Annotated in this window: 25 protein-coding genes and 1 pseudogene; 21 read left to right on the plus strand and 5 right to left on the minus strand. The window is 45.1% G+C overall.

Going from position 1 to position 19,017, the window contains the following annotated elements; all coding sequences use genetic code 11:
• Position 1 precedes the first annotated feature (1 nt).
• From BBB58_RS08060 to BBB58_RS08080, 5 genes are all read left to right on the plus strand, one after another.
• Entirely contained in the window at positions 2 to 1,054 is a 1,053-nt protein-coding gene (locus BBB58_RS08060) for a rhomboid family intramembrane serine protease (protein WP_074036669.1), read from the plus strand.
• A gap of 12 nt (positions 1,055 to 1,066) precedes the next feature.
• Entirely contained in the window at positions 1,067 to 2,089 is a 1,023-nt protein-coding gene (locus BBB58_RS08065; RefSeq protein ID WP_074036670.1) for a M42 family metallopeptidase, read from the plus strand.
• Positions 2,086 to 2,280: a YqgQ family protein gene (locus BBB58_RS08070; protein WP_012726602.1), complete on the plus strand. Its 195-nt coding sequence runs from the start codon at positions 2,086 to 2,088 to the stop codon at positions 2,278 to 2,280. Before BBB58_RS08065 ends, BBB58_RS08070 begins: the two co-directional genes overlap by 4 nt.
• 93 nt (positions 2,281 to 2,373) lie before the next feature.
• The gene (locus BBB58_RS08075) at positions 2,374 to 3,336 is read left to right on the plus strand and encodes an ROK family glucokinase (RefSeq protein WP_074036672.1); all 963 of its coding nucleotides are present in this window, start codon (positions 2,374 to 2,376) and stop codon (positions 3,334 to 3,336) included.
• Positions 3,337 to 3,560: 224 nt separating this feature from the next.
• Entirely contained in the window at positions 3,561 to 5,477 is a 1,917-nt protein-coding gene (locus tag BBB58_RS08080) for an LTA synthase family protein (RefSeq protein ID WP_074036674.1), read from the plus strand.
• Between the two features lie 117 nt (positions 5,478 to 5,594).
• Here the strand turns inward: BBB58_RS08080 and BBB58_RS08085 are convergent, their stop codons facing one another.
• On the minus strand, positions 5,595 to 5,774 hold the full coding sequence (locus tag BBB58_RS08085) for a DUF2759 domain-containing protein (protein ID WP_012726599.1): 180 nt from the start codon (positions 5,772 to 5,774) through the stop codon (positions 5,595 to 5,597).
• Between the two features lie 157 nt (positions 5,775 to 5,931).
• Between BBB58_RS08085 and BBB58_RS08090 the strand changes: the two genes are divergently transcribed.
• On the plus strand, positions 5,932 to 6,549 hold the full coding sequence (locus tag BBB58_RS08090; protein ID WP_074036676.1) for an MBL fold metallo-hydrolase: 618 nt from the start codon (positions 5,932 to 5,934) through the stop codon (positions 6,547 to 6,549).
• Positions 6,550 to 6,581: 32 nt separating this feature from the next.
• Here the strand turns inward: BBB58_RS08090 and BBB58_RS08095 are convergent, their stop codons facing one another.
• Entirely contained in the window at positions 6,582 to 6,845 is a 264-nt protein-coding gene (locus BBB58_RS08095) for a DUF2626 domain-containing protein (protein ID WP_074036678.1), read from the minus strand.
• A gap of 249 nt (positions 6,846 to 7,094) precedes the next feature.
• On the opposite strand from BBB58_RS08095, the gene BBB58_RS08100 reads away from it, so the two are divergent.
• From BBB58_RS08100 to gcvPB, 13 genes are all read left to right on the plus strand, one after another.
• Positions 7,095 to 7,481, plus strand: a complete 387-nt coding sequence (locus BBB58_RS08100) for a Spx/MgsR family RNA polymerase-binding regulatory protein (RefSeq protein WP_012726596.1) — start codon at positions 7,095 to 7,097, stop codon at positions 7,479 to 7,481.
• A 58-nt stretch (positions 7,482 to 7,539) separates the two neighbouring features.
• Complete coding sequence (locus BBB58_RS08105; protein WP_074036680.1) at positions 7,540 to 8,346, plus strand: ATPase, T2SS/T4P/T4SS family; 807 nt, start codon at positions 7,540 to 7,542, stop codon at positions 8,344 to 8,346.
• On the plus strand, positions 8,328 to 9,305 hold the full coding sequence (locus BBB58_RS08110; protein ID WP_074036682.1) for a type II secretion system F family protein: 978 nt from the start codon (positions 8,328 to 8,330) through the stop codon (positions 9,303 to 9,305). The genes BBB58_RS08105 and BBB58_RS08110 overlap by 19 nt, the downstream gene beginning before the upstream one ends.
• A 15-nt stretch (positions 9,306 to 9,320) precedes the next feature.
• Positions 9,321 to 9,623: a prepilin-type N-terminal cleavage/methylation domain-containing protein gene (locus tag BBB58_RS08115; protein ID WP_074036684.1), complete on the plus strand. Its 303-nt coding sequence runs from the start codon at positions 9,321 to 9,323 to the stop codon at positions 9,621 to 9,623.
• Positions 9,624 to 9,643: 20 nt separating this feature from the next.
• The gene (locus BBB58_RS08120) at positions 9,644 to 10,051 is read left to right on the plus strand and encodes a prepilin-type cleavage/methylation domain-containing protein (RefSeq protein ID WP_244150778.1); all 408 of its coding nucleotides are present in this window, start codon (positions 9,644 to 9,646) and stop codon (positions 10,049 to 10,051) included.
• Positions 10,038 to 10,274: a hypothetical protein gene (locus BBB58_RS08125; protein WP_074036688.1), complete on the plus strand. Its 237-nt coding sequence runs from the start codon at positions 10,038 to 10,040 to the stop codon at positions 10,272 to 10,274. Before BBB58_RS08120 ends, BBB58_RS08125 begins: the two co-directional genes overlap by 14 nt.
• 13 nt (positions 10,275 to 10,287) lie before the next feature.
• Positions 10,288 to 10,704: a hypothetical protein gene (locus BBB58_RS08130; RefSeq protein WP_074036689.1), complete on the plus strand. Its 417-nt coding sequence runs from the start codon at positions 10,288 to 10,290 to the stop codon at positions 10,702 to 10,704.
• Positions 10,668 to 10,967: a hypothetical protein gene (locus BBB58_RS08135; protein WP_143180238.1), complete on the plus strand. Its 300-nt coding sequence runs from the start codon at positions 10,668 to 10,670 to the stop codon at positions 10,965 to 10,967. Before BBB58_RS08130 ends, BBB58_RS08135 begins: the two co-directional genes overlap by 37 nt.
• On the plus strand, positions 10,960 to 11,448 hold the full coding sequence (locus BBB58_RS08140) for a shikimate kinase (protein ID WP_031423319.1): 489 nt from the start codon (positions 10,960 to 10,962) through the stop codon (positions 11,446 to 11,448). The genes BBB58_RS08135 and BBB58_RS08140 overlap by 8 nt, the downstream gene beginning before the upstream one ends.
• A complete protein-coding gene (locus tag BBB58_RS08145) occupies positions 11,445 to 11,783 on the plus strand; it encodes a hypothetical protein (RefSeq protein ID WP_074036691.1) in 339 nt (112 codons plus the stop codon). The genes BBB58_RS08140 and BBB58_RS08145 overlap by 4 nt, the downstream gene beginning before the upstream one ends.
• A 148-nt stretch (positions 11,784 to 11,931) precedes the next feature.
• Positions 11,932 to 13,008 carry a glycine cleavage system aminomethyltransferase GcvT gene (gcvT, locus tag BBB58_RS08150; RefSeq protein ID WP_074037908.1) on the plus strand — a complete coding sequence of 359 codons (1,077 nt, stop codon included), beginning with the start codon at positions 11,932 to 11,934 and terminating at the stop codon, positions 13,006 to 13,008.
• Between the two features lie 25 nt (positions 13,009 to 13,033).
• Entirely contained in the window at positions 13,034 to 14,371 is a 1,338-nt protein-coding gene (gcvPA, locus tag BBB58_RS08155; RefSeq protein WP_074037909.1) for an aminomethyl-transferring glycine dehydrogenase subunit GcvPA, read from the plus strand.
• On the plus strand, positions 14,371 to 15,846 hold the full coding sequence (gene gcvPB / locus BBB58_RS08160; RefSeq protein WP_084543064.1) for an aminomethyl-transferring glycine dehydrogenase subunit GcvPB: 1,476 nt from the start codon (positions 14,371 to 14,373) through the stop codon (positions 15,844 to 15,846). Before gcvPA ends, gcvPB begins: the two co-directional genes overlap by 1 nt.
• A 41-nt stretch (positions 15,847 to 15,887) precedes the next feature.
• Here the strand turns inward: gcvPB and BBB58_RS08165 are convergent, their stop codons facing one another.
• Positions 15,888 to 16,268, minus strand: a complete 381-nt coding sequence (locus BBB58_RS08165) for a rhodanese-like domain-containing protein (RefSeq protein ID WP_084543065.1) — start codon at positions 16,266 to 16,268, stop codon at positions 15,888 to 15,890.
• A gap of 163 nt (positions 16,269 to 16,431) precedes the next feature.
• Here BBB58_RS08165 and mntR point away from each other — a divergent pair.
• Positions 16,432 to 16,859 (plus strand): annotated as a pseudogene (gene mntR / locus BBB58_RS08170) (transcriptional regulator MntR).
• A 174-nt stretch (positions 16,860 to 17,033) separates the two neighbouring features.
• The gene (hpt, locus tag BBB58_RS08175; protein ID WP_031423327.1) at positions 17,034 to 17,561 is read left to right on the plus strand and encodes a hypoxanthine phosphoribosyltransferase; all 528 of its coding nucleotides are present in this window, start codon (positions 17,034 to 17,036) and stop codon (positions 17,559 to 17,561) included.
• A 23-nt stretch (positions 17,562 to 17,584) separates the two neighbouring features.
• Here the strand turns inward: hpt and BBB58_RS08180 are convergent, their stop codons facing one another.
• Both BBB58_RS08180 and BBB58_RS08185 read right to left on the minus strand, forming a co-directional pair.
• Positions 17,585 to 17,995: an SA1362 family protein gene (locus BBB58_RS08180; protein ID WP_074036695.1), complete on the minus strand. Its 411-nt coding sequence runs from the start codon at positions 17,993 to 17,995 to the stop codon at positions 17,585 to 17,587.
• A gap of 14 nt (positions 17,996 to 18,009) precedes the next feature.
• A complete protein-coding gene (locus tag BBB58_RS08185) occupies positions 18,010 to 18,951 on the minus strand; it encodes a DUF1385 domain-containing protein (RefSeq protein WP_074036696.1) in 942 nt (313 codons plus the stop codon).
• Positions 18,952 to 19,017: the final 66 nt, after the last annotated feature.

Below are 19,017 nucleotides of genomic sequence, written 5' to 3' on the forward strand. Positions count from 1 at the left end.
GTTGGCGACAACTTGTTTTTGGGAAGATATATATCGAAAGGTCGAAAACGGTGGGCGAATTGAAGGCATACTCGAACCCTCCCGTGCGGTCATCTTGTTCGATACAAAAGCAGGTGATCGGTATGATTTGTTCATTCAGACTGAAAAAGCATGGGCGAATCATGTTGGGACGGATATAGACGCGATTTTGAACGCATTTCGCTTATCTCGTATCGGGCGGAAGCGATTGACCATTCATGTCTATGGCGAGCGTCTTGTGGATGAAGAGCGTGTGGACTCGTTGACGTTCCAAATCCCTGCGAAAGTGACATTGTCTCGTTCGATTTGCACACCGACTATGGAAGAGGACCGGTTCCGAATGCTAGCGGTCTCCCTCGACAAAAAAAAGAAAGCAGAGCTGAAGAAACGATTTTCCTTTGGGAAACCACAAGTGGTATATGGGCTACTGTTCATCACTTTTTTAGTCATGTGTTTAGCGGAATCGTTCGGTTCTACTCTTGATCCAAACACGTTAATCGCATTCGGGGCCAAAGTGAACCCGTTGATTGAACAAGGGGAATGGTGGCGTTTGATTACACCGATGTTCCTGCATATTGGTTGGTTCCACTTTGCGATTAATATGTTTGCACTCTGGTCGCTCGGTCCGCTCGTTGAACGGATGTATGGCTCCATACGATTTTTAATCATCTATCTGCTAAGTGGAATATTAGCGACATCCGCATCGTTTGCATTCAGCGAATCGATATCAGCAGGCGCTTCAGGAGCACTATTTGGTTTGGTCGGTGCGCTCTTATATTTTGGGTTACGTGATCGTTCTCTCTTCATGAAGACGCTCGGACCTCCGCTCTTTATTATGTTAGGATTAAATGTAGGACTTGCCTTTGTATTAGGTGCAGGTCTTGATCATTTCGCACATGCGGGTGGTCTGATTGGTGGTTTTGTCGTTTCTGGAGTCGTCGGGCTGCCGGATGAGAAGAACCGCGTACAACGAATCTTATTTTCCGTACTCACCATCTCGCTGTTTGGACTATTCGTCGGGTACGGATTTTGGTAAGGGGAGAATTCAATGATTGAAACATTAAAAACACTCGTTAACATCCCGAGTCCTTCCGGTATGACGGAAGAGGCCATCCGTTTCGCTGAGCAAGAATTGAATGCATTGGGTGTCAAGACGTCACGTCTACATAAAGGGGCACTACTGGCCACGTTTTCAGGTCGCTCTGGCAAGGCACGTCTGTTGACGGCACACGTGGACACTCTTGGTGCGATGGTCAAAGACATCTTACCGAGTGGGCGTCTCCGTTTGACTCAAGTAGGAGGATATGCATGGACGGCGATTGAAGGAGAGAACTGCCTCGTCCACCGAGAAGAAGGAGAGGCGATTGAAGGCACAATCTTGATTCATCAGTCGAGTGTTCACGTCTATAAAGACACGAACTCAGCGGAGCGATCTGCATCAAACATCGAAGTCCGATTGGATGCAAAAGTACATTCTCGTGAAGACGTGACAGAACTAGGGATTGAAATCGGAGACTTCGTTTCATTCGATCCTCGCTTTCGAGTGACATCTTCAGGATACGTGAAATCACGTCACTTGGATGATAAGGCTTCTGTCGCCATTCTATTGGACCTTGCGAAAGACTTGGTCCGTTATGACTTACCGCATACCGTTCATTTCTTGATTTCGAATTATGAAGAGGTCGGATTTGGAGGAAACGCGGGTATCCCGGAAGACGTCGTAGAATACATTGCCGTTGATATGGGCGCGCTTGGGGATGGACAGCATTCGGATGAGTATACAGTCTCGATTTGTGCCAAGGATTCGTCCGGACCGTATGATATCGGATTACGACGGAAGTTCACGTCGTTGTGTAAAACTCATGAGATCGCATATAAGGTAGATATTTACCCGTATTATGGTTCAGATGCTTCGGCAGCGATTCGAGCAGGGTATGATGTGCGACATGCTTTGGTTGGGCCAGGAATCGAATCGAGCCATAGTTATGAGCGAACGCATGTGTCATCAATGGAAGCAACACGAGAATTGTTAAATCGTTATGTACAATCAACGATGGAGGAAGAAGCATGAAAAACTTTTATGATGTCCAACAGTTTTTAAAATCGTTCGGTACCATTATTTATATCGGAGAACGGGATGCTGAAATCTCACTCATGATGATGGAACTCGACGAATTGTATGAAGGGGGCATCATCGAACAACGTGTGTATGATACGGCCAAAATCATTTTGACCCACGAATTAAAAAATTCAACAGATTGACAGAAATCCCCTTAGTGCAAAGGGTTGCACTAAGGGGATAATAGTGTACACTATTCAATGAAAGCGATTTAGTTGAGATGAGGAGTGAACGGTATGAAATGGTTATTAGGTATCGACATCGGTGGTACGACGGTGAAGATGGCTGTTTTAGACATGAACGGCATCATTTCGGATAAGTGGGAAGTCAAAACGGATATTCGAGAGAATGGTGTACATATTCCAAAAGACATCGCAGCTTCTTTTGAAACATACTTACAAACATCAGGTAAGAAGAAAGAAGACTTTGCGGGTGCGGGAATCGGGGCACCAGGATTCGTCAACTTCTCAGAAGGAGTTGTCGAATATTCTCCGAACATCGGGTGGAAAGATTTTGCTCTCGTGAGTGAGTTCGAAAAAGCAGTCGGTCTTCCGGCCGTGCTCGAAAATGATGCGAACGCCGCGGCCCTTGGTGAGATGTGGAAGGGCGCGGGCGAAGGGGCTTCAGAATTATTGGCGATCACGCTCGGTACAGGTGTCGGTGGTGGCGTGATCACGAACGGGAATATCGTTCATGGGACGGCAGGAATGGCTGGAGAAATCGGGCATATTACCGTGGAACGAGACGAGTCGAAAGCTGTGAAGTGTGGTTGTGGGCGCCTCGGGTGTATCGAGACGATTGCTTCGGCGACCGGCATCTCACGTCTGGCATTACAGAAGCGTAAGAATCAAGATACTTCATTAAACGAGTTGAAAGAAGTGACAGCACGTGACGTGTTTGAAGCATATAAAGCCGGTGACTCAATCGCCACAGAAGTCATTGAAGAGATGACTGAATACCTCGGCTTGACCATCTCGAACATCGCGAACACGCTCAACCCGAAAATGATTGTCATCGGTGGAGGTGTCTCAAAAGCTGGCGACGCGTTATTGGATCCGCTTGATGCACAGTTCAAACGGTTTGCGCTCGAGCGCGTTTACGATTCGACAACATTCAAAATCGCTGAACTTGAAAACGATGCCGGTGTGATTGGATGTGCGTGGCTGGCACGGAAACACTTCCTTCCGACACGGGTATGAAACGGACGCGTCTGCACATTGCAGGCGTGTTTTTTTGTGGGAAATGGTATGGGATATTGTAAAATTTGTAACGTCACAGTTGATTTTTTATTAAAAAATTGGTAAGATTTGGACTTGATACTGGACGTGTACTATTCAATCCGAATTGTACAATGAATGAACAAATATAAAAAAGAATGGCAACTAAAACATGCCGAAAACTGAAAAGAGGAGGAGACCGTCAGATGAATTCATCTCAACGCTTTTCGAAGCTATCGACGAGACTGAACGACACGGTCCGCGCTTCGTTTCAAGAATATCGTCTATTTTGGATTTTTACGTTATTGCTTTGGACGAAGACGTATATCGTCTATCAATTTTTCTTCAACATTCCGATTGAAAACACCGCACAAGCTTTTATCTTACTGATTAGCCCAATCAGTTCGACACTATTCTTGTTTGCCTTCCATTTCTTCTTTAAAGAAAACAAAAAAAAATGGGTGCTCTACACGCTCTATGCGATTGCATCGTTTATCTTGTTTGCGGACGCCGTGTATTATCGGGAATTCACGGACTATTTGACAATGCCTGTCATCATGCAACCATCGAACATGGAGACGTTATCGACATCATTCACTTCGCTTCTTGAATGGAAAGATTTAATCATCCTTGGTGATGTGTTTATCCTTCCGTTTATCTTATGGCGAATGAACTTGAAAGAGAATACGGCTTCACATCGACGTGCGCTCGTCACGTTCGTTGTAGCGGTCTCTGTCTTCTTGTTCAACCTTTCGTTGGCCGAAACGGAACGACCTGAATTATTGACTCGTTCATTTGACCGTGAACTGTTAGTGAAAAACATCGGAACATTTAACTTCCATGTGTATGATGCGATGCTTCAGACAAAAACATCGGCTCAAAAAGCGATGGCGGATGAATCAGAGCTCGCAACGATTGAGCAGTTCACCCGTCAAAACTATGCGGCACCGAATCCGGATTTATTCGGAAAATATAAAGGGAAAAATGTCATCGTGGTTTCATTCGAATCGGCGCAGAATTTCACTCACAATATGAAGGCGCCGAATGGAGAGTACATCACGCCGAACTTGAACAAGCTGATTGAAGAGTCTCACTACTGGCCGAACTACTACCATACGGTCGGTCAAGGGAAGACTTCTGATGCTGAGTTCGCACTCGATAACTCACTATATGGACTCCCGCGTGGTGCTGTATACTTTACGAACGCCGATAACGAATATCAAGCGCTTCCTGAGTTGGTCAAGGATGAAAATTATTACTCAGCCGTGTTCCATGCGAATAACAAATCGTTCTGGAACCGCGATCAAATGTACAAAAATATTGGGGTCGATCAATTCTTTGATGAAAAGAGTTATGACCTCGGGAATCCTGAAGATATGACAGAATGGGGTCTCTTAGATGATAGCTTCTTCGAGCAATCCATTCCAATGCTTCAAGAATTGCCTGAACCGTACTATGCGAAGTTCATCACATTGACGAACCACTTCCCGTACACGATGCCAAGTGAAGACTATGAGCTTGTACCAAAATTTGAGACGAGCTCAACTACGTTGAACAACTTCCCGCAAGCACTAGCTTATCAGGATTACGCACTCGGTCTCTTCATCGACCAGTTGAAAGAGAATGGAATGTGGGAAGATACAATCTTTGTCGTCTACGGTGACCATTATGGTATTTCGACGAACCACAACAGTGCGATGGCAGAGCTACTTGGGAAAGATGAGTTGACACCATTCGACGTGGCGAAATTGCAACAAGTTCCGTTTGCCATTCACTTGCCTGACCAGAAAGAAGGGGAAGTTCATGAAACGATCGGTAGTCATGTAGACATGAAGCCGACCATCCTGCACTTACTCGGAATCGACACGTCAGATACGATTGGATTCGGAAACGACTTATTCTCTGAAAATCGAAACAGCCGCGCGATTTTCCGCGACGGAACGGTCGTGACGGATGAATATGTTTGGACACAGTCGACATGTTATAACGCGACTTCTGGTGAAGTAGTCGAAGATACGTCGTTATGTGGTCCGATGACGGAAGAAGCGGAAAAAATCTTGCAAATGAACGATGATTTGATTTACTCCGACTTACTCCGTTTCAAAGAACAAACTGAAGAATAATGAGTACGGACCGAGTCACATAGTGATTTGGTCCGTTTTATGTAACAGAGGGAATGAAAAAAAAAAAAGGCATAAAAAAAGCGACCGAAGTCGCTTGATGATTGCATATGCGAATCATTAACCTGGAATTCCACCGTAGATCAACGTGGCGACACCAAAGAATCCGAATACGAGTACAGTTAAACCTGCAAAAACGAGCGGAAAGAATTGGCGTTTTTGGAATGAACGAAGCATTCCCCAAATAGCCACAATCGCGACGATGACGGAAATCCATCCGAACGGTTCATACAAATGCATGACGAGTTCCCCCTTTAATTATACGTCATGAAATTCATAAAAATTTCACTGAAATATCATTATTATTTTATCCGATTATAGAGTCGCTGTCGAGCAAAGGTTGACATCGAAACAATTTTGCCACAATATTGTTTTGAATAAGAAGGGGATGAATCCTATGCAAAACAAAAAGATTACGTCTGGCTTGGCACAAGAGAACGGCTATGTGATTGAAAAAGGCGGCACTGTCGTCGTCATTGACCCCGGAACGGATGACCCGAGGTTCTTCGATACAATCGAACGTTTCGGTACACTTTCAGCAATCTTGTTGACTCATGCACATTTCGATCATATCGGAGGAATCGATGCGCTCCGTGAACGTTACCAGGTGCCAGTCTATGTACACCGCTTAGAAGCGGATTGGCTGACAGATGGAGAAAAGAATGGCGCTTCTGCGTTCAACTTGCCGATACCATCGATGAAACAAAAAGAAAAAACCTACGAAGGTGATGTATTAGAAATTGGGAACATCGTATTTCGAATCTATCATACGCCGGGTCATTCCCCAGGGAGTGTCGTATTGTATATGGATGATGAAAGAATCGCCTTTTGTGGTGACTTGATCTTTAAGCAATCCGTCGGACGGACAGACCTGTTCGGTGGAGACCAGTCGACATTAATGGGGTCCATCGATCGGATGAAGCAGCTCCTTTCCGATGAGACGACGTTATACTCGGGGCACGGTCCTATGACGACGCTAGAAGAAGAAAAGCGGACAAATCCGTTCTTCACATAAAAAAAGATTGTCTCCGGCGAGACAATCTTTTTTTACATTTGGAAGTTGCTCCAATACGTAAAGACAACGAAGAAAATTGTCAAATACGCGCCGAAGACATATACATACGTTTTTTCATTTATTTTTAAGTAACCAAGAGCGACGAAGAAAATCGTTTGTGCTAAGAAGACAAGTCCCATAACGATAAAGTCGCCAGTATGTTCACTACTACTTTGGTCGCCGCCTAGTGCGCCTACGAAAGCAAGTGCCGCTACTAGTCCAGTCCAAAAGCCTAGGACACGAAACATTCTTGCCATGTTAATCCCCCCATACGTGCATTATTCCATTCTCATTCACTATTTTACCAACACATTCAAAAAAATGCTATGGAAACGTGATAATTGAGCAAAATAATCGTGAAAAATATGTGAAATCATTTCGGTAAATAAAGTTGTACAAAATATATAAAAAAGTTGCACAAAACATGTACAAACGGGGTATAGAGATGTATAATCAACTTATACAAAATGAGCGAAGTGAAAGTTGAATGAGGGAGGAACATAAAAATGGCATCAGAACTAATGTTTTACACGTATCCAAGCTGTACTTCTTGTCGGAAGACGAAAGCGTTTTTACAAGAACAAGAACTTCAAGTGAGTGAGCGTCACATTTTCAGAGATGCACCAACAGTTGACGAATTGTTGCAGCTCCTTGCTATTAGTGAGGAAGGAGTCGACTCTCTCCTTGCGACGCGAAGCCAGGCCTTCAAGCAACTCGATGTTGACGTGGAGGATTTGAAATTAAGTGAGCTTCTTAAGTTGATGAGCGAAAATCCAAAGCTTTTGAAGCGTCCGATCTTAACTGATGGAAAAGAAGTGATTGTCGGATATGACAAGGTTTCAATCGAAACATATGCTCGTCGCCACAACACTGCAGCGGTTCAAGTTTCATAAAACAAGTCCACTTTCAACATAGTGGGCTTTTTTTTATGCTTGTCTCGAGGTGAACGAGATGAAGGAACTCATTGAAGATTTACTAGATGGAGCACGTCAAATCGGTGCGAGTGATCTTCATTTTATACCCGATGCAAACCAAGTAAAGGTTCAAGTTCGCTCTGCTAGTAAGCTTGCTGCACTTCAATCGATGGATGTCGAGCTGTATGATCGACTTACACTTCATATGCGATATTGGTGTTCACTACCTGAATCTAATCAACGTATTCCACAATCAGGTGTCTATGAATTGAATCAGGATGTCATCCGGGTGACCTTTCTCCCGTCGTTCGCCCAGACGTCAATGTCTTGGCGCATTCCCCATGACACGTTTGAACTCCAGCATCTGTTACGATCACACGATGTAGAACGATTTCAGAAAGTGGTGGCATCACATCATGGTCTTTTCTTTATAGGGGGTTCTACCGGAGCGGGCAAGACGACGGTACTGTATGCCCTTTTAAATCAGCTGAAGCATGAGCGGATTGTGACGATTGAAAACCCTCCTGAACAAATGGTCGATGGTGTCATTCAGTTGGAAGTGAATGCTAAAGCTGGACTTAGCCATCGACACTTGTTGAAAGAGACGCTTCGTGCCGACCCGGATATTATCGTGATTGGTGAGGTGCGGACAGATGAAGAATTGATGGTCGCATACGATGCCGCGCTCAGTGGTCATTTGACGATTACAACCTTTCATACCGCATCGATTCAAGATGGAGAAAAGCGGCTGACACAACTTCTTGGTATGGCGACCGTGGAAAGACATTGGTGTGTACTGACTCGAAATCAGGAGGTGACTTGCGAATGGTCAACGTTCCGATAATCCCATCGATTCGAATGATTCATCGTTTTCTTCGTCTACAATCACGAGGTGTGTCATTGAAGGTGACCATGGAGACGCTTGAACTTCATGAGAAGGGAAAAATGAAAGACTGTATTCGAGAGATGAGGGTACGTCTAGAAGCGGGCGTGAGTTTGTCTGAAGTATTTTCCATCTTGATCACGAATCGGCAAATGCAAGAGATTTTACATACGGCGGATCGCAACGGACGATTCATGGATGGATTGTCGCAAGTTGCAATGGTACTCGAGATGCGACAACGATTAAAGCAGGAGTTGCGGAGGCTAATTCGCTATCCGTTGATTATCTTTTTCATCCTACTTGCATTAGGCATGATTTATGCCTTATACATTTTCCCGAAATTAATGGGGATGGTTGATGTCTCGTCGCATGACGGCATAGAGTCGATTCTATTGTCGAATTGGTTCTTTCCTATGTTGTTTTCTATATTCGTGGTAATCGCGGTTCTCATATATGAATTTCATCGTCGAGGAGGAGAGCTCCCTTTTTACGTATGGAGACGTGGGAAAACACTCTATATGACCTATGTATTTGTCAGTGAATTATCCTTGCTCCAACATACTGAAACAAATATTAGGCAGATTATGAGTCGGCTAGCTGAGGAAGAGGGGGAAATGGCAGAGATGGCCAAGCGAATTCACCATCGCATGTCTGAAGGTGAAGGAATTGAAGCGGCGACAAGGTGTGAACCGTTTATCGATCATGAGGTTGTGAGTCTATTAGGTGTGGGTTCGATGAGTGGGGAACTTGGTAAATTGATGTCTCTTCATCGAGATCTAGTATTCGAAGAGATGGAGCAATATAGTCGGGGTTTGATTGAGAAAATTGAACCGTCTTTATACGGCATCCTCAGTGTCATGGTTGGTGTTCTTTTTTACACACTCTATTTACCGGTCAAACTCATTATGGCTCAATTGTGAAAGGAGAAAGATGAAATGAAGGAAGAGCGTGGGTTCACATTAGTTGAGATGGCGGCAGTATTACTCATTATATCAGTTCTTCTCTTGTTACTTGTCCCTTCTTTGTCGGACGGGAAATCTCGTGCTGATCAAGTGAGTTGCGAAGGTAGTGTTCGAATCGTTGAATCTGAAATCAATTTGCATTACGCGGAACATAAAGCCTATCCTGAAACGTTAGAAGTGATTAAGCGTGCGTCGGCTGCAGACCCACTCGTTTATAGTTGTCAATCCTCCGCCTATACGTATTCACCGACTGACGGCTCCTTAAAAAAACAATGAAAGGCTACACCTTGGTCGAAATGACTTGGGTACTTGTCGTGCTGTCGTTCTTACTATTGATCAGTGCACCGAGTACGAGACCGTTCGAACGAATGGAGCTCTACAATTTTACGGACTCATTGGTAGCAAATATTCAAGAAGCTGGGCAATTTCCCTATATTTCAGAAGAGGGAGATTGTGTACCACGATTGATTTGGATTTCGAAACAACAAACTTATCTGATTGTGTGTGGGCGAGAGGTAGTCAGGGAGGTTGATGTTCCTGATAGTGTGGATGTATATCTTCCGACGTACAACACTTTGACCTTTTCACAAGCGACAGCTTCTTATGCGGGACAGTGGAAATTCGTCAGTGGAAAGACATCGGTGACGCTCAAATTTCGAATCGGGACTTATGAACCGGAGGTGATTATTCGTGAAAGTGGATGAATCGGGTTTCTCATTATGGGAGCTAAGTGTCAGTCTTGCGGTGGTCATGGGGTGGATTTTCATTCTGACATCATTTGTCATGCAGGGGAACGAACGAATCCAACGGTTGAGTGATACGCTGTTCATCTATGAACGATTACAAGGGGAGGTTCTGCTTGAAGCCACTGAACCGACAGGGCGTGAGCAAGTGTGTGAGAAAGGATTTTGTCTGCCGACATTATGAAAAAGGCTTTACGATGATTGAAATGACGTTCGTTTTGCTGATCCTTCCCATGTTTCTTTTTCTTTTAGTGGAACTGCTCACGCTCGGTCAACATCTTTATGAACAGCCTAAATGGAATCATCATACGACACCTCAACTGATTGTGCGCCGTCTGATGGATAGCGAGAACTGTCGTGTTGACGAAGGGCGGTTACGGGGTGATTTCGTCAAATCGGATGAGGAGCGATGGTCATGGACGATCAAACAAGTAAATGGCAATTTGGTTATGGTCGGAGATGGAGGAGGAAACTTACTCTTTTTAAGAGGAATCGACCAGTATCATGTCGAAACGGTCGGAAAGGGATTTCGAATCTCATGGAAAGATTCATCGTTCAGAAGAGAGCGGCATGTCATGTGCATGAAGCAGGCTTCTTTCTCGTCATCACCTTGACCATTGTTGTTTGGTTACTCGGCGCCGCGTTATTTTGGTATACTGATGTGGAACGAACGACGAGGCGACTGTCAGAGGAAATCTTAGCGATTCGTTTTGAATCGCATTTGTTACTGGCGAAGGAGCGTTGCGCTGAACGACCGTTAACGTTGCATAAACCGACGGGAACTCTGACGTGTCGTCCGATTGCACCTAATCGTACTGAAGTGGACATTGTGTTAACATCCGGCGAACGGCATAAAGAGGTGATGGTTTATGAATGATAACCCGTTTTATATCGTGGGGTTTATGGGTACAGGTAAATCTACCTTATTCTCGTTTCTAAAAGAATATGGGGAGGTCATCGATCTTGATTTAGTCATTGAGTCCATGACTGGAATGGATATCGCTACATATTTTGACCGTTTTGGTGAGTCTGCGTTTCGTGATGTTGAATCAACAGTACTGCAACAAGTCACTGCTGACTATATCCTGACAGGTGGCGGAGTGGTGGAGCGCTCTGAAAATATACGTTGGATGCGAGAACGTGGTACGATGATCCATTTAAATCTTCCGTTCGACATGTGTTGGGAACGAATCAAAGATTCTGCACGACCACTTGTTAAAAAAGGACGGGAGGATGTTCAGACGTTGTTTCAACGACGCGATCGATTATATCGAACAGCGAGTGTATCCATCGATGCATCTCAACCGCCTGAAGACATCGCCAAGCAAATCATCCGTATAAAGGGGGAAAAAGTATGATCTGGATTAATTTCGCCATCATCGTATTTTCATTAATCGGACTTGGGATATACGGTTATCTCTTGTTCAAAAACAAGATGAAACCAGAATTTGGTCGTTTGAATCGTCTGACGGAACGTTTTAAAATTCGGGCAGACGTGATTGGTCAACAGGTCAATGAAATCAAGGGACACGTAGATGCGGTCAATCGATCTGTTACTCAAATAAAAGAGTTTGGGATCAATGCGAAGAATGAATCGATTGAATTAAAGCAAGCTGCCGTTGAGCTAACCCATGAAATCAAACGGACAGCTGGAATTGAACGTTCTGACGTTTCCACCGAGTCGAAAATATGAAATAATGAGGATGAAAACGTTTTCGTTTTTCATCCTTTTTCTTTTTCGCCTTTTTACCTATGCAGAAGGAATAAAAATTGTTAAAGTGGAATGGAAAACGAAAGATTTCAAAAACAAAAGCATTTTATGTTCGGGATTGGGGGATATTATGGAAAAGGTTACTTTGAAACGTACGCCTTTGTTCGAATTAATCGAACCGAAGGCGAAGATGGTTGATTTTGCGGGATTTGAAATGCCGATTATGTTCTCTTCGATTAAAGAAGAGCATTTGGCTGTACGTCAAAACGTGGGGATGTTTGATGTATCTCACATGGGAGAAATTCGAATCGAAGGGCCGGACGCGCTTGAGCAAGTTCAAAACTTGGTGACGAATGATATCTCGAAGATTAAAGTTGGTCAAGCCCAGTATAATCTTCTCTGTCTAAAAGACGGCGGTGTGGTGGACGATTTGCTTGTCTATCGATTGGATGAGGACGCTTATTGGCTCGTCGTCAATGCTTCAAATATTGAAAAGGATGAAGCGCACATTCGTCGACACGTTAAGGGAGACGTGGTTGTGACAAATGAATCTGATGAGTATGGTCAGATTGCGATTCAAGGACCGAATGCACAATCTGTTCTTCAAAGCATCACAAATGTTGCACTCGACGAAATCGGGTTCTTCAAATTCATGAACGGTGACGTGGCGGGTGTGCCATCGATCATCTCTAGAAGTGGGTATACTGGGGAAGATGGCTTCGAGATTTATGCTCGAGCAGAAGCAATTTCTGCCATCTGGGAAGCGCTTGAAGCCGAGGGTGTTACCCCATGTGGGCTGGGCGCACGCGATACATTACGTTTCGAAGCGTGCTTGCCGCTTTACGGTCATGAGTTGGATGAGTCAATCACACCATTCGAAGCGAATCTCAACTTTGCCGTCAAGCTAGATACTGACTTTGTTGGTAAGGAAGCACTCGTCACTCAAAAAGAGAACATTCCGAATCGATTGATTGGATTGAGATTGTTAGGTCGTGGGATTGCCCGTCAAGGGGCGCAAGTCGAATTGGATGGGAATGTAATCGGCGTTGTCACGACCGGTACGATGCCTCCGACTGTAAATGAATCAATCGCATGGGCACGAGTCGATGCACGTTACAAAGATGAAGAGCGTTTTGTCATCGACATCCGTGGCAAAAAGATTGAAGCCGAACGCGTACCGACACCTTTCTATAAACGAACGAAATGATACAGGGGGATTCAGAATGAACAGAATGGAATTTCGTTATTTACCGATGACCGAACAAGATGAACGAGACATGTTAGAGACAATCGGCGTCGATTCAATCGAAGCGCTTCTTTCAGATATTCCAGAAACACTTCGCGAACAAGCATCATTAGCGGCAATCGGGGCTCCGCTTCCGGAAGTCGATCTCGTTCGTCATATGACGAAGCTAGCTGATAAAAACAAACATACGAAATCATACCCGAGCTTCCTTGGAGCAGGGATGTATGACCATCTTTCGCCGAGTGTGATGAACCACATGCTTTTGCGTTCTGAATTCTATACGGCGTATACGCCATATCAACCTGAGATTTCACAAGGTGAACTTCAGGCGATGTTCGAATTCCAAACAATGATTTGTGAATTGACAGGGATGGACGTCGCGAACTCTTCGATGTACGACGGGATCACGGCTCTCGCTGAGGCGACTTACCTAGCGAGCGCGCAGACGAAGAAAAAACGTGTCGTCGTCTCTGGTGCAGTGCATCCTGAAGCAAAGGATGTAATCCGTACGTATGCTGACGGACCAGGTCTATCCGTTGATTACACAGATGTGGAGAACGGGGTGACGGATGTATCTGACCTCGATTTGACGGATGCATCGTGTCTTGTCGTACAATATCCAAACTTCTACGGTCGTATTGAAGACTTAGAAAAATTAGCAGAATTGGCTCATGAAGCCGGCGCGCTATTCGTCGTTTCGAGCAACCCGCTCGCCCTCGGGATTCTTGAGTCACCAGGAGCACTCGGTGCGGACATCACGGTCGGAGATGCACAGCCATTCGGTATTCCGCAAAGTTTTGGTGGACCGTCATGTGGATACTTCGAGGTAAAAAAATCTTTGATGCGTAAACTACCGGGCCGACTAGTCGGTCAAACGGTCGATGAGGACGGCAAACGCGGATTCGTGTTGACGCTTCAGGCGCGGGAACAGCACATTCGCCGTGATAAAGCGACATCCAATATCTGTTCAAACCAAGCACTTAATGCATTGGCTGCTTCAATCACGATGTCCGCTCTAGGGAAATACGGAATTCGTGATATGGCTGTTCGGAATATTCAAACCGCTCATTATATGAAAGAAGCGTTAAAAGCTGCAGGATTCAACATCGTGGACGAAGGACCAATGTTCAATGAGTTCGTCGTGGATTTTGGACGTGATGCAGAAGAAGTATCGCGCCATCTACTCGAGCGCGGCATGATCGGTGGTCTACCGCTTGGTACGTATGAAGGGGAGCGTCAGACACAAATGTTGGTTTGCGCGACGGAATTGCGCACGAAAGAAGAGATTGATCAGTTTGTCGAAGTGGTTGGGGGGATGAAATAATGCAACACGAGCAAACGCTAATTTTTGAAGTATCACGTGAAGGACGAACTGGATATAATTTGCCGACACCGACTGTCCCGGAGGTTGACCTTGAGACGTTGTTACCGGCTACGATGATTCGGAAAGAGGCGGCGGAACTTCCAGAAGTGTCTGAACTTGATGTCGTTCGCCATTACACGTCTCTGTCTACTCGAAACCATGGGGTCGATTCAGGCTTCTATCCGCTCGGTTCGTGTACGATGAAATATAATCCGAAAGTGAACGAAGATATGGCTCGTCTTCCTGGATTTGCACATATTCACCCATTGCAACCGGTTAAGACGATTCAAGGTGCGCTCGAACTCATGGTGGACTTACAGGAGCAACTCGCTGAAATCACGGGGATGGACGAAGTCACACTCCAACCAGCGGCAGGTGCCCATGGGGAATGGACGGGGCTTATGTTGATTAAAGCGTTCCATGAGCGTAATGGGGATACGGCTCGTACGAAAGTACTCGTCCCAGATTCGGCGCACGGGACAAACCCGGCGTCCGCAGTCGTTGCTGGATTCGAGACGGTGACCGTCAAGTCGGATGAGCGCGGTCTCGTCGATTTGGATGATTTGAAGTCAAAAGTTGGAGCGGATACGGCTGCTCTCATGCTGACAAACCCGAATACGCTTGGACTATTTGAAGCGGATATCCTTGAAATCTCAAAAGTCGTTCATGAAGCTGGCGGGAAGCTGTATTATGATGGCGCGAACTCAAACGCGATTCTTGGAATCGCACGTCCTGGGGACATGGGCTTTGACGTCGTCCACTTGAACTTGCATAAGACGTTCACGGGGCCTCACGGCGGTGGAGGTCCAGGCTCAGGTCCAGTCGGGGTGAAGCGTGACTTGATTCCATTCTTACCGACTCCAATCGTGACGAAAACAGATGATGGATATGGTCTCGATTACGACCGACCACATTCAATCGGGCGAATCAAACCATTCTATGGAAATTTCGGGATCAATGTTCGAGCGTACAGCTATATCAAGACAATGGGCGCAGAAGGATTGACGCGGGTATCCCGTGAAGCGGTCTTAAACGCCAACTATATGTTTGCGCGACTAAAAGATGCGTTCGACGTGCCATATGATACGTATTGCAAACACGAATTTGTCTTGTCAGGGAAGCGTCAAAAAGCCCTTGGTGTTCGTACACTCGATATCGCTAAACGCCTTCTTGACTTCGGTTACCACCCACCGACAATCTATTTCCCATTAAATGTCGAGGAATGTATCATGGTGGAACCGACAGAGACAGAATCAAAAGAAACACTCGATGCGTTCTGTGATGCGATGCTCCAAATTGCCAGAGAGGCGGAAGAAAATCCGGAAATCGTTCAGACTGCTCCTCATACGACGGTCGTTAAACGGATGGACGAGACACTCGCTGCCCGTAAACCGGTCTTGAAATATGAACGTCGTGAGGCGTCATCTGTAAAATAAAGAAAGGGCGAGTCGATGATTGTATCGACCCGCCCGTTTTTTTATGTTTTTTTAATCTTGCCCTTCCAGTTCTTGAAGCCGCCTTCGAGCATGTAGATATTGTTGTATCCGTTCTTCATCAGGAGTTTAGCCGCCTGGTTTGAACGTGAACTACCTTGACAGTAAATTAAAATCGGTTGATCTTTACGCAGTTCTTTCATGCGTAGTTTCATTTGGCCGACCGGGATATTCCGGGCACCAACGATATGTCCACCTTTGTATTCGTTCGGTTCACGCACGTCAATTAACTGACCTTTACGGAGTGAGGCACGGAATTCTTCTTGTTTCATTTTTTTCAACCCGCTTGCTGGCATGAAACGCCATACGATGTAGGCGATCAAGGCAACCCATAGGAGGATGACGAGGATTGTTTCGAGTCCCATAGATGTTCTTCCCTTCTCTTTCAAAGTTACCATATCTCATTATAATGAAATTAAGGTCATGAGACAATGATTGACTCAATCAATCGGGGCTTTCCCTTTCGATTTCATTCTAATTAGGATAAAATAAGGAATGGAAACCGGAACATTAGGGGAGGTCGTGCCCATGCCGACGCCGAGTATGGAAGATTATTTAGAACGTATTTATTTATTGATGTCAGAGAAAGGCTATGCGCGTGTATCTGATATTGCGGAACATTTAGGGGTCCATCCCTCCTCTGTCACCAAAATGGTTCAAAAGTTGGACCGTGAAGAATATCTTGTGTATGAAAAGTATCGTGGTCTCATGCTACAAAAAAGGGTCAAAAAGTAGGGAAGCGATTGGTCGAGCGTCATGCGATGCTCGAGTCTTTTTTACGTCTAATCGGAGTAGATGAAGCAGATGTGTACGAGGATGTCGAGGGTATCGAACACCATCTCAGTTCGAACACGCTCGACTGCATGACACAGTTTGTGGAATTTTTTGAAGATAAGCCTGAACTCATGAATCAATTTAGAGAATTTCGGGAACAAGAACGAGCTTCAGAAGAATAATATGTGAAAAGCATCAATCTAACTCGATTGATGCTTTTTATTTTGCTCAATATCGCTAAAATACGAACAAAACATTCATATTTATCGTAGAATGTATATTTTTTAGTCGTCTTTATGTTAAGATGAATCGTGGATTGAATAGATTGGGGGTGACGGCGAACATTCGCCGGATAAATGGAGATTCAAATTAAAGGAAAACTGTTTGATGAACAGCAGATTCAAACACGTGTGAAAGAGTTGGCTGAAGAAATTGAGAACGATGCAGAGGGAACACCGATCGTGATCGTCGCCGTGTTAAAAGGCTCGATGGTCTTTGCGGCAGACTTGATGCGATATATGAAAGGCAGCGTTCAGCTCGATACGGTCGCGACGTCTTCTTACGGGAAAAAGACGGTCTCGAGTGGGAGTGTACAGCTTCGAAAGGACTTGGATTTAGATGTGGAAGGGAAGTATGTCGTCATTATCGAGGACATCATCGACACGGGACAGACGTTGAAATTCTTATGTAAACATATGGAGCTCCATCAACCGAAACAGTTGAAAATTTGTACGCTTCTCGACAAGCCGGCGCGTCGACTCGTTCAGTTGGACGCAGACTATGTCGGATTCGAGATTCCTGATGAGTTCGTCATCGGGTATGGGATCGATTACGCGGAACAATATCGGAATCTGCCATATATCGGATATGTAGAAACAACATAAAAAGGAGCGCCGTGGCGCTCCTTTTACATGTTTGCTTTCTTTTTCTTCTTCCCTTTTTTTCTTTTATTCACTGTTAGGTGTGGAGGATTGCTACGATGTACGGTTGAACGTTTAGATAACTTGGTGACGTTCAAACCAGGTTTCTTCCCTTTCCGGTTTTTAGCGGAAGCGGAAGGTTTGACTTGAGGACCACGACTTCCCTGCATTCGTTTTTTTGAGGCTTTTTCGGTTTTACGATAGCGTGCATCTTCTGCAGACATACGTGGTGCCATGAAGACGCGATAGATCACATAAAAGACTAACCCGAATATCCCGATGAACAACAATTGTCTAAACAGGTGACCTGGATCGGTGGCAAGCATATGCCCGACCCCGATGAAGCCAAGGATAAACACGATTGTTGCAGCGATCGAACCGACTCTTTGTCTGATCATGGTGCTTCCTCCTCTTATCCCTCTCTATGAATGACCGATTCTCCTAACTCTTTTCGTTCCCATGTCTCAAATGCTTCAATCGCGACTTGAATCTGCTCATCATTTGGCTCTCGTGTCGTCAATAATTGGAGCGACAGGCCCGGTTTGCCAAGGAATGACAGAAAGCGATGGTCGCGGAAACGATTGGTAAACTGCAGGACTTCAAATGAGATTCCGATGACGACCGGCAATAGCGCGATTCGGCTGATGAGTCGCAACCAGAGCGGATCGATTGGCACAATCATGTAAACGCCAATCCCGACGAAGACGGTGAATAAAATGAAGCTTGAGCCACAGCGATAATGCAATCGCGAGCTTTGGCGTACTTGTTCAACCGTGACCGGACGCCCGGACTCATAGCAATTGATGACTTTATGCTCAGCGCCGTGATATTGGAAGACACGCTTAATGAGTGGCGTCAATGATATCAAGTAAAGGTAGCTGAGTAACAATACTAATTTTATTCCCCCTTCAAGGAGGTTTTGAATCACATGTCCGGAAAATAAAGGTACGTCTTGAAACATGGCCGCGAGAAGTGCTGGCGTCACATTGAAAATCAATTTACCAAAAACGTACGAGATGACACCGACGATTGCGATGAAGGCAATCATCCATATGCTCTGTTTTTGGTTTTTTTTCGTGTTCGTATCTTCACTTGGATCGACATCATATCGATCGCTCGCAAAGTTCATATGTGCAGAACCGTTCTTTAACGATTCATACAGCGCGACAATCCCTCTCAAGAAAGGTACTTTTTTTAAAGATTTTACCCAAGGGACAAGAATACGTGCTTGCTCGAATGTTTCAATCGAGCCATCTTTTCGCCGGATGGCAGATGCGCTTTCAGAGCGGCCTTGAAACATGACGCCTTCCACGAGCGCCTGTCCCCCGACTGGGATGGTTGGTTTGGAATTCATTCACTTTCCTCGATTCTTCAAATGTTGTACTTGAATTATACCGTGATTTGTAAAAAAAACGAAAGG

Source organism: Exiguobacterium profundum, from assembly GCF_001909285.1.
Lineage (GTDB): Bacteria > Bacillota > Bacilli > Exiguobacteriales > Exiguobacteriaceae > Exiguobacterium > Exiguobacterium profundum.